We start from the raw sequence: 12,911 nt of genomic DNA, 5'->3' as shown, positions 1-12,911 counted from the left end.
CGCCGCCCGACCCCCGTCTGACCGGCGCCCTGCCGGGTACTCCGGGCCCTGTGGTGTCACCCTCGACACCACAGGGCCCGCAGCCGTCCCCCGACAACGATGAGCAGCACGAGAGAGCCATGCCCGAACCGTCCGCAGCCCCGTCAGCGTCCGCAGCCCCGTCAGCCTCCGAAGCGTCCGCAGCCTCCGAGGTCGAGCTGGCCGTCGGCGGGATGACCTGTGCGTCCTGCTCGTCCCGCATCGAGAAGAAGCTGAACCGCGTGGAGGGCGTGACCGCCTCGGTCAACCTCGCCACGGAGAAGGCCAGGGTCGCGTACGCCGAAGGGGTGGCGGTCGCCGACCTCATCGCCCTGGTCGAGAAGCTGGGCTACACGGCGGAAGAGATCCTTCCGCCGGAGCCGGAGCCGGAGCCGACGTCGGAGCCGGGGCCGGCGTCTGCGCCCGGCCACACCCCGCCGCCGACCACCGCCGACATCACCGAGCCCGACACGCTGCGGCAGCGCCTGGTGGTCTCCGCGCTGCTCTCCCTGCCCGTCGTGCTGCTCGCGATGGTCCCCGCCCTCCAGTTCGACAACTGGCAGTGGCTCTCGCTGACCCTCGCCGCTCCGGTCGTCGTCTGGGGCGGCCTGCCCTTCCACCGGGCGGCGGCCACCAACCTCCGGCACGGCGCGGCGACCATGGACACGCTGGTCTCCGTGGGCACGCTCGCCGCCTTCGGCTGGTCGCTGTGGGCGCTGTTCGTCGGGGACGCGGGGATGCCGGGGATGCGGCACGGCTTCGACTTCACGGTCGGACCGGGGGACGGCGCCTCGACGATCTACCTCGAAGTCGCCTCCGGCGTCGTCTCCTTCATCCTCCTCGGCCGCTGGCTGGAGGCCCGCTCCAAGCGGAAGGCGGGCGCCGCCCTGCGCGCCCTGCTCGAACTCGGCGCCAAGGACGTGACGGTCCTGCGGTCCGGCTCCGAGGAGCGCGTCCCGGTCGGCCGGCTGGCCGTCGGCGACCGTTTCCTCGTACGGCCGGGCGAGACCGTCGCCACCGACGGCACCGTCGTCGAAGGCGCCTCCGCGGTCGACGCCTCGATGCTGACCGGCGAGTCCGTACCGGTCGACGTGGGCGTGGGCGACGCCGTCACGGGTGCGACCGTGAACGCGTCGGGCCGCCTTGTCGTACGGGCCACCCGCGTCGGCTCCGACACCCAGCTCGCCCGTATCGCACGGCTCGTCGAGAACGCCCAGACCGGCAAGGCGCGGGTGCAGCGCCTCGCCGACCGGATCGCCGGGGTCTTCGTACCGGTGGTCCTGCTCATCGCGGCCGGCACGCTGGCCGGCTGGCTGGGCGCCACCGGCGACGTGACCGCCGCCTTCACCGCCGCCGTCGCCGTCCTGATCATCGCCTGCCCCTGCGCGCTCGGCCTGGCCACGCCGACGGCCCTGATGGTCGGCACCGGGCGCGGCGCCCAGCTCGGCATCCTGATCAAGGGCCCGGAGGTCCTGGAGTCCACGCGCCGCGTCGACACCGTCGTCCTGGACAAGACGGGCACGGTGACGACGGGCCGGATGGAACTGGAGGACGTGTACGCCGCGGCGGACACGGACGAGAAGCGGCTCCTGCGCCTGACGGGCGCCCTGGAGCACGCCTCCGAGCACCCGGTGGCCCGCGCCCTCGCGGCGGGCGCGGCCGAACGCCTCGGCCTCGGCGCCGGGGAGCTGCCGGCCCCGGAGCGCTTCGAGAGCGTCGCCGGGCTCGGGGTGCGGGGCACCGTGGAGGGCCACGAGGTCCTTGCGGGACGGGAGCGGCTCCTCGCGGACGCCGGGGTCTCGGGGCTGGATGCGCTGGCGCCCGCGAGGGAGCGGGCGCGGGCCGCCGGGCGCACGGCCGTGCTCGTCGCCTGGGACGGGGAGGCGCGCGGCGTGCTCACGGTCGCCGACGCCGTCCGGGAGACCAGCCCGCAGGCGGTGCGCGAGCTGCGGGCGCTCGGCCTGGAGCCGGTGCTGCTCACCGGCGACAACAAGGCCGTGGCCGACGCGGTGGCGCAGCGGGTGGGCATCGCGCCCGACGCGGTGTACGCGGAGGTGCTGCCGCAGGACAAGGTCGACGTCGTACGGCGGCTGCGGGGCGAGGGCCGGGTCGTGGCGATGGTCGGCGACGGTGTGAACGACGCGGCGGCGCTCGCCACCGCCGATCTGGGGCTCGCGATGGGCACGGGCACCGACGCGGCGATCGAGGCGAGCGATCTGACGCTGGCGCGCGGGGACCTGCGGGTGGCGGCGGACGCCATCCGGCTCTCCCGGAAGACCCTCGCCACGATCAAGGGCAATCTGTTCTGGGCCTTCGGCTACAACGTCGCCGCGCTGCCGCTCGCAGCGGCCGGGCTCCTCAATCCGATGATCGCGGGGGCCGCCATGGCGTTCTCGTCGGTCTTCGTCGTCACCAACAGCCTGCGGCTGCGGACGTTCTCATAGTCCTTCGGACATTCTCATGGGCCCTTCACATGTCCGTTTCAGCACCTTCACACCCTTGCCGTTATCCACATATCGGGGCCCTTGCGGATAGACGGGACATATGCAAGAGACGCAGATCACATTGCTCTGGACGTAACCATCTTGGGGGGTCGCGAGTCTAATGGGACGATGCCAGAAGATGTCTTGGGGGACGTCTTCCGACATCGGAGGACATCTTGGGGGATGTTCTCGGAGTGTGTTGTTGGCCGGGGCACGTGCGTCGGGGAGCTTTGAGCGGCCCTCCCGTCAGTACGCGTCCCGGCAGACCGCAGGGCCACCAAAAACGCCCGGCCGGATCCCGTGGGGGGAATCCGCACCGGGAAAAAGGGAAGCGCCCCGACCGTCGACCCGTGGGGGGATCGATGGCGGGGCGCTTTCCGCTTGGCAGGGGCCTTGTCGAAGGTCAGCGACCCTCGACCGGGACGAAGTCCCGGAGAACCTCACCCGTGTAGATCTGGCGCGGACGCCCGATGCGCGATCCGGGCTCCTTGATCATCTCGTGCCACTGGGCGATCCAGCCCGGCAGGCGGCCCAGCGCGAAGAGGACCGTGAACATCTCGGTCGGGAAGCCCATGGCGCGGTAGATGAGCCCCGTGTAGAAGTCCACGTTGGGGTACAGCTTGCGCTCGACGAAGTAGTCGTCGGCCAGCGCGTGCTCTTCCAGCTTCAGCGCGATGTCGAGCAGCTCGTCGGACTTGCCGAGCGCCGAGAGGACATCGTGCGCCGCCGCCTTGATGATCTTCGCCCGGGGGTCGAAGTTCTTGTAGACGCGGTGCCCGAAGCCCATGAGCTTCACGCCGTCTTCCTTGTTCTTCACCTTGCGGATGAAGGTGTCGACGTCGCCGCCGGAGGCCTGGATGCCTTCCAGCATCTCCAGGACCGACTGGTTGGCGCCGCCGTGCAGCGGGCCCCACAGGGCGGAGATGCCGGCCGAGATCGAGGCGAACATGTTCGCCTGCGAGGAGCCGACCAGCCGCACGGTGGAGGTCGAACAGTTCTGCTCGTGGTCCGCGTGCAGGATCAGGAGCTTGTCGAGCGCGTTGACCACGACCGGGTCCAGCTCGTACTCGGCGGCGGGCACCGAGAACGTCATGCGCAGGAAGTTCTCGACATAGCCGAGGTCGTTGCGCGGGTAGACGACCGGGTGGCCCTGCGACTTCTTGTACGCGTAGGCCGCGATCGTCGGAAGCTTGGCGAGAAGGCGGATCGTCGAGAGGTGACGCTGCTTCTCGTCGAACGGGTTGTGACTGTCCTGGTAGAACGTCGACAGCGCGCTGACCACGGACGACAGCATCGCCATCGGGTGGGCGTCACGCGGGAAGCCGTCGTAGAACCGCTTGACGTCCTCGTGCAGCAGCGTGTGCTGCGTGATCTCGTTCTTGAACGAAGCCAGCTCGTCGACCTTCGGCAGTTCGCCGTTGATCAGCAGATACGCCACCTCGGTGAAGGTGGAGCGCTCGGCCAGCTGCTCGATCGGGTAGCCGCGGTACCGGAGGATGCCCTGTTCGCCGTCGAGATAGGTGATGGCGGATTTATAGGCGGCGGTGTTGCCATAGCCGCTGTCCAGGGTCACCAGACCGGTTTGGGCGCGGAGCTTCCCGATGTCGAAGCCCTTGTCGCCGACGGTCGAATCGATCACCGGGTAGGTGTACTCGCCATCGCCGTACCGCAGTACTACAGAGTTGTCGCTCACGTCATCCCTCACCGACGTTGTGCCTCTTCTTCGAGGTGCCCTGACTGTCTCTACCATCCCCCATTTGGCCCTGGAGAGTGCACTCGGGGTCGACCATTGGGCCTATTGGCGGCACTCAGTGCCGCCAACCTGCTCATCCTGCCCCCTTCGCCCCGGTTGCGAAAGTGCTGTGTGACGTTTCCGACTCGTTTGATCGATCAAATCGTCCCTGAGCCGGGATCCGGCGGCCCGCGAGCCGGAAATCCAGGGCCGTGCAGCGCCTGCCCGCGGAGACCGTGCGTACGGCCTGTCCGAGAGCCTTGCGCGATCCGACGAGGACGACCAGCTTTTTCGCGCGTGTCACGGCGGTGTAGAGCAGATTGCGCTGGAGCATCATCCACGCGCCCGTGGTGACGGGGATCACCACCGCCGGATACTCGCTGCCCTGGGAGCGGTGGATCGTGACCGCGTACGCGTGCGCCAGCTCGTCCAGCTCGTCGAAGTCGTACGGAACCTCCTCGTCCTCGTCGGTGAGGACGGTGAGCCGCTGCTCGTCGGGGTCCAGGGCGGTGACGACGCCCACCGTGCCGTTGAAGACGCCGTTCTGCCCCTTCTCGTAGTTGTTGCGGATCTGGGTGACCTTGTCGCCGACGCGGAAGACCCGGCCGCCGAACCGCTTCTCGGGCAGGCCGGGACGCGCGGGCGTGATGGCCTGCTGGAGGAGGCCGTTGAGGGTGCCCGCGCCCGCGGGTCCCCGGTGCATGGGCGCGAGGACCTGGACGTCGCGGCGCGGATCGAGACCGAACTTCTTGGGGATGCGGTGCGCGGCGACGTCCACCGTGACGCGGCCCGCGTCCTCGGTCTCGTCCTCGACGAAGAGGAAGAAGTCCTTCATCCCCTGGGTGATCGGCGGCACCCCGGAGTTGATGCGGTGGGCGTTGGTGACGACGCCGGACTCCTGGGCCTGGCGGAAGATCCGGGTCAGGCGGACGGCGGGGACGGGGCTGCCGTCGGCGAGCATGTCCCGCAGGACCTCGCCGGCGCCGACGCTCGGGAGCTGGTCGACATCGCCCACGAAGAGCAGATGGGCGCCCGGCGGCACGGCCTTGACCAGCTTGTTGGCGAGCAGCAGGTCGAGCATCGAGGCCTCGTCGACCACGATGAGGTCGGCGTCGAGCGGGCGCTCCTTGTCGTACGCCGCGTCTCCCCCCGGCCTCAGTTCGAGCAGGCGGTGCACGGTGGAGGCCTCGGCGCCGGTGAGCTCGGCGAGGCGCTTGGCGGCGCGTCCGGTGGGGGCCGCGAGGACGACCTTGGCCTTCTTGGCGCGGGCCAGCTCGACGATGGAGCGGACCGTGAAGGACTTGCCGCAGCCGGGGCCACCGGTCAGAACGGCCACCTTCCGCGTCAGCGCCAGCTTGACGGCGTCCTGCTGCTCGGCGGCGAGCTGGGCGCCCGTGCGCTTCGCGAGCCAGGCCAGGGCCTTGTCCCAGTCGACGTCACCGAAGGCGGGCATGCGGTCGTCGGGCGTCTTGAGCAGGCGCAGGAGCTGGGCGGCGAGGGACAGTTCGGCGCGGTGGAAGGGGACGAGATAGACGGCGGTGATGTCGTCGCCCCCGTCCGGGGCCGGGAGCTTCTCGCGCACGACGCCCTCCTCGTCCTGCGCGAGCTCGGCGAGGCAGTCGATGACGAGGCCGGTGTCGACCTGGAGGAGCTTCACCGCGTCGGTGATGAGGCGCTCCTCGGGGAGGTAGCAGTTGCCCTGGTCGGTCGACTGGGAAAGGGCGTACTGGAGACCGGCCTTGACGCGCTCGGGGCTGTCGTGCGGGATGCCGACGGACTGGGCGATGCGGTCGGCGGTCAGGAAGCCGATGCCCCAGACGTCGGCGGCGAGGCGGTACGGCTCGTTCTTCACCACGGAGATGGAGGCGTCGCCGTACTTCTTGTAGATGCGCACGGCGATGGAGGTGGAGACGCCCACTCCCTGGAGGAAGACCATGACTTCCTTGATGGCCTTCTGCTCCTCCCAGGCGGCGGCGATCATCTTGGTCCGCTTGGGGCCGAGGCCCGGCACCTCCACGAGCCGCTTCGGCTCGGTCTCGATGATGTCGAGGGTGTCGACGCCGAAGTGGGTGGTGATGCGGTCGGCCATGACGGGGCCGATGCCCTTGATGAGTCCGGAGCCGAGATAGCGGCGGATGCCCTGGATGGTGGCGGGGAGCACCGTCGTGTAGTTCTCGACGGTGAACTGCTTGCCGTACTGCGGGTGGGAGCCCCAGCGGCCCTGCATCCGCAGGGACTCGCCCGCCTGGGCGCCGAGCAGCGCGCCGACGACGGTGAGCAGGTCGTTCCCGCCGCGTCCGGTGTCGACGCGCGCCACGGTGTAACCCGTCTCCTCGTTGGCATACGTGATGCGCTCGAGGACACCCTCCAGCACCGCGGCCGCCGCCGTTGGACTCGACATGATCCGACGCTACAGCCCGGCACTGACAGCGGGAACTTCGGGAACCACGAAGGGGCCCGGTCCTTCGACCGGGCCCCTTCGCGCCCTCCCCCAAATGTCAGAAACCCCGCGATTCCCCCTGGATCCCCCCAGATCCCCCCTCGGGAAGTCCTGACGCAAAGTACGACACGCTTGGTGGCCAAAGGGTTGCACGCCGTCGCGAAGAATTTTCCGGACGCCGGCCGGAAGTGCTCCCGAGGTCTTGGTGGGCGTGGCTCACGCGTGCGCGTGGAAGCGCTGGGCCGTCTCCCGCAGCACCTCGCCGCCGTCCCGCGCCCACAGGGCCTCGTTGAAGATCTCGACCTCGATCGGCCCGTCGTACCCGGCGGCGTCCACCAGTTCGCGCCACGCCCTGAAGTCGACGCTGCCGTCGCCCAGTTGGCCGCGGCCGAGCAGGACGCCCGCGGGCAGCGGCGTGATCCAGTCCGCGAGCTGGAAGGCGTGCAGGCGCCCCCCGGCGCCCGCACGCGCGATCTCCGCGGGCGCCCGGTCGTCCCACCACACGTGGTACGTGTCCACGACCACGCCCACCTGGTGGGCGGGGAACCGCTCCGCGAGGTCGAGCGCCTGGCCGAGGGTGGAGACGACGCAGCGGTCCGAGGCGAACATCGGGTGCAGCGGCTCGATGGCCAGGCGCACGCCCCGCTCCTCGGCGTAGGGCCCGAGGCGCGCGAGGGCGTCCGCGATCCGCTCCCGCGCGCCCGCGAGGTCCTTGCTGCCGGGCGGCAGGCCGCCGGAGACCAGGACCAGCGTGCCGGTGCCGAGCGCCGCCGCCTCGTCGATCGCCGCGCGGTTGTCGTCGAGGGCACGCGCGCGTGCCGCTTCCCCGGTGTCCGTGAGGAAGCCGCCCCGGCACAGGCTGGTGACGGCGAGGCCCGTATCGCGCATGAGCCGGGCGGCGCGCTCGACCCCGTACTCCTGGACCGGGGCGCGCCAGAGGCCGACGGCGGTAATGCCCTCCTTGGCGCATCCTTCGGCGAGTTCGGGCAGCGTGAGCTGCTTGACCGTCTCCTGGTTGACGCTCAGCCGTGACAGTGGGGGCGGGGTGCTCATCGCGGTACTCCATGGACGGTCAGCAGCGAGCGCATCCGGGACGCCGCCAGGGACGGGTCGGGGAACAGGCCGAGGCCGTCGGCGAGTTCGTAGGCGCGGGCCAGGTGCGGCAGGGAGCGGGCGGACTGGAGGCCGCCCACCATGGAGAAGTGTGTCTGGTGTCCGGCCAGCCAGGCGAGGAACACCACGCCGGTCTTGTAGTAGCGGGTGGGTGCCCGGAAGAGGTGGCGCGACAGCTCGACGGTGGGGTCGAGGAGGCCGCGGAACGCCTTCACGTCCCCCGTGTCCAGGACCCGCACCGCCTCGGCCGCCAGCGGCCCCAGCGGGTCGAAGATGCCGAGCAGGGCGTGGCTGAAGCCGTGGTCGTCGCCCGCGATCAGTTCGGGGTAGTTGAAGTCGTCGCCGGTGTAGCAGCGCACACCCTGCGGCAGGCGGCGGCGCAGGGCGATCTCCCGCCCGGCGTCCAGGAGCGACACCTTGATGCCGTCGACCTTGTCGGGGTGGGCGGCGATGACCTCCAGGAAGGTCTCCGTCGCGGCGTCCAGGTCCGTCGAGCCCCAGTAGCCCTCCAGGGCGGGGTCGAACATGGGGCCGAGCCAGTGCAGGATCACCGGCTCGCTCGCCTGGCGCAGGAGGTGGCCGTACGTCTCCAGGTAGTCGTCCGGCGAGGTGGCCGCCGCCGTGAGGGCGCGCGACGCCATGAGGATCGGCTGGGCGCCGACCGACTCGACGAGCGCGAGCTGCTCCTCGTACGCCTCGACGACCCGTGGCAGCGTGGCGGGCCCGGTCAGCTGGTCGGTGCCGACGCCGCAGGCGATGCGGCCACCGGCCGCCTTCGCCTCTGCGGCCGAGCGGCGGATCAGCTCGGCCGCTCCCGCCCAGTCCAGGCCCATGCCGCGCTGGGCGGTGTCCATGGCCTCCGCGACGCCCAGGCCGTGCGACCAGAGGTGGCGGCGGAAGGCGAGCGTGGCGTCCCAGTCGACGGCGGCGGGGCCGTCCGGGGAGACGTCGGCGAACGGGTCGGCGACGACGTGTGCGGCGGAGAAGACGGTGCGGGAGGTGGGCGGCGGGCCGCTCGCCGTGATCCGTGACGGCTCGGTGCGCGGGGTGTACGCGCGCGTGCCGCCGCCCGCGACGGGGAGCAGAAGGGTGGTCACTGCGCTCGCGGCACTCACAGCGCGATCTCCGGTACGTCGATGCGGCGGCCCTCGGCCGATGAGCGCAGGCCCAGTTCGGCGAGCTGCACGCCGCGCGCGCCCGCGAGGAGGTCCCAGCGGTAGGGGGCGTCCGCGTAGACGTGCTTGAGGAAGAGCTCCCACTGGGCCTTGAAGCCGTTGTCGAACTCGCCGTTGTCGGGCACCTCCTGCCACTGGTCGCGGAAGGAGTGGGTGACGGGCAGGTCCGGGTTCCACACGGGCTTCGGCGTGGCGCTGCGGTGCTGGACCCGGCAGTTGCGCAGGCCCGCGACGGCGGAGCCCTCGGTGCCGTCGACCTGGAACTCCACCAGCTCGTCGCGGTTGACGCGCACCGCCCAGGAGGAGTTGATCTGCGCGACGGCACCGCCGTCCAGCTCGAAGACGCCGTACGCGGCGTCGTCGGCCGTGGCGTCGTAGGGCTTGTCCCGCTCGTCCCAGCGCTGCGGGACGTGCGTGGCGATGAGCGCCTGGACGGTGCGCACGCGGCCGAACAGCTCGTGCAGGACGTACTCCCAGTGCGGGAACATGTCGACGACGATGCCGCCGCCGTCCTCGGCGCGGTAGTTCCAGGACGGGCGCTGGGCGGGCTGCCAGTCCCCTTCGAAGACCCAGTATCCGAACTCACCCCGTACGGACAGGATCCGGCCGAAGAACCCGCCGTCGATGAGCCGCTTCAACTTCAGCAGGCCCGGCAGGAAGAGCTTGTCCTGGACGACGCCGTGCTTGATGCCGGCGTCCTTGGCGAGCCTGGCGAGGCCGAGGGCTCCGGCGAGGCCGGTGGCGCTCGGCTTCTCGGTGTAGACGTGCTTGCCCGCGGCGATGGCGCGCTTGATGGCGTCCTCGCGGGCGGAGGTGACCTGCGCGTCGAAGTAGATGTCGACGGACGGATCGGCCAGGACGGCGTCGAGGTCCGTCGAGTAGTGCTCCAGGCCGTACTGCCCGGCCAGCGACCGCAGCGCGTCCTCCCTGCGGCCCACCAGGACCGGCTCCGGCCACAGCACGGTGCCCTCACCGATGTCCAGGCCGCCCTGTTCGCGCAGGGCCAGGATCGAGCGGACGAGGTGCTGGCGGTGGCCCATGCGTCCCGTGACGCCGTTCATGGCGATGCGCACCGTCTTGCGTGTCACGAAAGTCCCTCCGTAGGTGCGTAGCAAGCGCTTTCTATCTAGACAGAAGCTAGCCTGCCGCACAAGGTTCGGACAAGGGCTTCGGGCCACGGCAGTGACCAAAGGACGACGAAGATGACCGTGACCCTGGCGGACGTGGCGGCCCGCGCGCAGGTCTCCCCCGCCACCGTCTCCCGCGTACTGAACGGCAACTATCCCGTGGCGACCGCCACGCGCGAGCGCGTCCTGCGCGCCGTCGACGACCTCGACTACGTCCTGAACGGGCCCGCGAGCGCGCTCGCCGCCGCCACGTCGGACCTGGTCGGCATCCTGGTCAACGACATCGCGGACCCCTTCTTCGGGATCATGGCGGGCGCGGTGCAGTCCGAGATCGGCGGCCCCGGCGGGCGCGCGGGCGGCGAGCGGATGGCCGTGGTCTGCAACACCGGCGGCTCCCCCGAGCGCGAGCTGACCTATCTCACGCTCCTCCAGCGCCAGCGCGCCGCCGCGGTGGTCATCACCGGCGGCGCGGTCGAGGACGCCGAGCACGCCGCCGCGATGGCCGGAAAGCTGCGGCGCCTCGGCGAGGCGGGCGCCCGGGTGGTGCTCTGCGGCCGGCCGCCCTCCCCCGACACCGACGCCGTGGCACTCACCTTCGACAACCGCGGCGGCGGCCGGCGGGTCACCGAACACCTGCTCGGCCTCGGCCACCTCCGCATCGGCTACATCGCGGGCCCCGAGGAGCGCACCACCACCCGGCACCGCCTGGAGGGCCACCGGGAGGCGCTCGCCGCGCACGGCGTCAGCGACGACCCTGCGCTCACCGTCCACGGCCCCTACGACCGCCGCTCCGGCTACGACGCCACCGACGAACTGCTGCGCCGCGCCCCCGACCTGACCGCCGTGGTCGCCGCCAACGACACGGTGGCGCTCGGCGCCTGCGCGGCCCTGCGCGACAAGGGCCTGCGCATCCCGGACGACGTCTCCGTGGCGGGCTTCGACGATCTGCCGTTCAGCGTCGACGTCGTCCCCGCGCTGACGACGGTCCGCCTGCCGCTGCACGAGGCGGGCGCACGCGCGGGCCGGATCGCCATGGGCAAGGAACAGCCGCCGCCGGGAGGCGTGGCAACGGTGCACGGCGACCTGATGGTCCGCGGCTCGACGGCGCCGCCGCGGTAGATCGGTGGGGCGTTGCAGAAAAGTCCCGCCCATATCGCCACATTTTCCGCGCGCCGCCGGGACTTTCCCGCAACGCGCCTCAGCGGGGGCGGGCTCGGGCCAGGTGCGTGATTGCTTCCGTGATGGTCGTGGGGGGTGTGGCCGCGTAGCCGAGGACCAGGCCCGGGGGGTGGGGGCGCTGGGTGTGCCAGGACAGGGGGTGGACCTTGACGCCCCGGTCGAGGGCGGCGGTGGCGAGCGCGGCGTCGGGGCCCGCGTACGCGGTGTCCCACGTGATCGTCAGGTGCAGCCCGGCCGCCGCGCCGTGGACGACGGCTCCCGGCAGGTGCGTGCGGAGGGCCGCGATCATCGCGTCCCTGCGGCGGCGGTGGTGCCTGCGGATGAGCCGCAGATGGCGTTCCAGGTCGCCGGATTCCATGAGGCGGGCCAGGACCAGTTGCGGGAGCGCGGCGTTGCCGAGGTCGACCAGGCGCTTGGCGTCGAGGAGGCCGGGGCGCAGCGCGCGCGGGGCGAGCAGCCAGCCGATGCGCAGGGCGGGCGCGAGGAGCTTGGAGACGCTGCCGGTGTAGCAGACCCGCTCGGGGAGCTGGGCGCGGAGGGCGGGGACCGCGGGGCGGTCGTAGCGGTGCTCGGCGTCGTAGTCGTCCTCGATGACGAGGCCGCCGTCGCGGGCCCACTCCATCAGCTCGCGGCGGCGCTCGCCGCCGAGCACGACGCCGGTGGGGAACTGGTGGGCGGGCGTGAGCAGTACGGCCCGGGCTCCGGTGGCCCGCAGGGCGTCGACGCGGACGCCCTGCGCGTCGACCGGGACGGGCGGTGTGCCGAGCGGACGCAGGTGCTGGCGGACGCCGAGCGACCCCGGTTCCTCGACGGCCACCCGGTCGATCCCCTCGGCGCCCAGTACGTCGACGAGGAGCCGCAGCGCCTGGGCCGTGCCGTTGACGATCATCACGTCGTCGGGGTCGGCGTTGATCCCCCGGTTGCGGGAGAGCCAGCGCGCGACGGCCGTGCGCAGGGCCGGGGTGCCGCGCGGGTCCCCGTATCCGAAGGCGTGCGGGGTGAGGTCGGCGAAGACGGCGCGTTCGGCGCGCAGCCAGGCCGCGCGGGGGAAGGCGCTGAGGTCGGGCAGGCCGGGGGTGAGGTCGATGCGGGCGGGGGCGGCGCGCAGGGCCTCGAAGACACCGAGGCCGGGGGCCGCGGCGAACGGGTCGGCGCGGGCGGGCATTTCGGGGGCGGCGCGGGTGGGCTCTTCGGGGGCGGCGCGGACGGGCTCTTCGGGGGCTGCGCGGGTGGGCTTTCCGAGACCCGCCGCCGGGGCCGAGGCCGCCGCCGGGCCGGGCGGTGAGGCCGGCGCCCCGGTGGGTGACGGGTGCTGCGGTGCGGCCAGGACGACGGTGCCGCCACGGCCCCGCCCCGCGACATGGCCGTCCTCGCCGAGGCGCCGGTAGGCCTCCGTCACGACGCCGCGGGACACGCGGAGTTCGTCGGCGAGGGTACGGGTGGCGGGCAGCCGGCTGCCGGTGGGGAGCCGCCCGTCCGCGATGGCGGACCGGATCTCCCGCGCCAGCCAGTCCGCGAGCCCGCCCCTGGGGGCGGTACGGGGATCGAGCTGGAGGAAGTCGGAGGTGGCGGCCGGCGTCGTTATGGACTGGTCGACAGGTAGTCCTTTGGACCTGTTCATGGGTCCATTGTGGCGTCAGGGTC

8 protein-coding genes are annotated in these 12,911 nt (G+C 71.9%); 2 read left to right on the top strand and 6 right to left on the bottom strand.

All coding sequences use genetic code 11. The annotated features are described in order from the left end of the window. The first annotated feature begins 212 nt into the window (after positions 1 to 212). Positions 213 to 2,462: a heavy metal translocating P-type ATPase gene (locus ACZ6JY_RS01315; RefSeq protein ID WP_469191026.1), complete on the top strand. Its 2,250-nt coding sequence runs from the start codon at positions 213 to 215 to the stop codon at positions 2,460 to 2,462. 442 nt (positions 2,463 to 2,904) lie between these two features. Here the strand turns inward: ACZ6JY_RS01315 and ACZ6JY_RS01310 are convergent, their stop codons facing one another. From ACZ6JY_RS01310 to ACZ6JY_RS01290, 5 genes are all read right to left on the bottom strand, one after another. After that, on the bottom strand, positions 2,905 to 4,194 hold the full coding sequence (locus tag ACZ6JY_RS01310) for a citrate synthase (RefSeq protein WP_447037543.1): 1,290 nt from the start codon (positions 4,192 to 4,194) through the stop codon (positions 2,905 to 2,907). 133 nt (positions 4,195 to 4,327) lie between these two features. Continuing rightward, positions 4,328 to 6,634: an SF1B family DNA helicase RecD2 gene (recD2, locus tag ACZ6JY_RS01305; protein WP_469191023.1), complete on the bottom strand. Its 2,307-nt coding sequence runs from the start codon at positions 6,632 to 6,634 to the stop codon at positions 4,328 to 4,330. 255 nt (positions 6,635 to 6,889) lie between these two features. Continuing rightward, positions 6,890 to 7,726 carry a sugar phosphate isomerase/epimerase family protein gene (locus ACZ6JY_RS01300; protein WP_469191021.1) on the bottom strand — a complete coding sequence of 279 codons (837 nt, stop codon included), beginning with the start codon at positions 7,724 to 7,726 and terminating at the stop codon, positions 6,890 to 6,892. Beyond that, a complete protein-coding gene (locus ACZ6JY_RS01295) occupies positions 7,723 to 8,883 on the bottom strand; it encodes a dihydrodipicolinate synthase family protein (RefSeq protein WP_469191019.1) in 1,161 nt (386 codons plus the stop codon). The genes ACZ6JY_RS01300 and ACZ6JY_RS01295 overlap by 4 nt, the downstream gene beginning before the upstream one ends. A gap of 14 nt (positions 8,884 to 8,897) precedes the next feature. After that, positions 8,898 to 10,049 (bottom strand): Gfo/Idh/MocA family protein, encoded by a 1,152-nt coding sequence (locus tag ACZ6JY_RS01290; protein ID WP_469191017.1) that lies wholly within the window; start codon positions 10,047 to 10,049, stop codon positions 8,898 to 8,900. Positions 10,050 to 10,163: 114 nt separating this feature from the next. Here ACZ6JY_RS01290 and ACZ6JY_RS01285 point away from each other — a divergent pair, with 114 nt between their 5' ends. After that, positions 10,164 to 11,207: a LacI family DNA-binding transcriptional regulator gene (locus tag ACZ6JY_RS01285; RefSeq protein ID WP_469191015.1), complete on the top strand. Its 1,044-nt coding sequence runs from the start codon at positions 10,164 to 10,166 to the stop codon at positions 11,205 to 11,207. 79 nt (positions 11,208 to 11,286) lie between these two features. Here the strand turns inward: ACZ6JY_RS01285 and pdxR are convergent, their stop codons facing one another. Continuing rightward, on the bottom strand, positions 11,287 to 12,888 hold the full coding sequence (pdxR, locus tag ACZ6JY_RS01280; RefSeq protein WP_469191013.1) for a MocR-like pyridoxine biosynthesis transcription factor PdxR: 1,602 nt from the start codon (positions 12,886 to 12,888) through the stop codon (positions 11,287 to 11,289). Positions 12,889 to 12,911 lie beyond the last annotated feature (23 nt).

It is taken from the genome of Streptomyces sp. NPDC046335 (assembly GCF_055587985.1).
The sequence above is the reverse complement of the archived record's forward strand: the minus strand, read 5'-3'. Positions and strand labels throughout refer to the sequence as shown.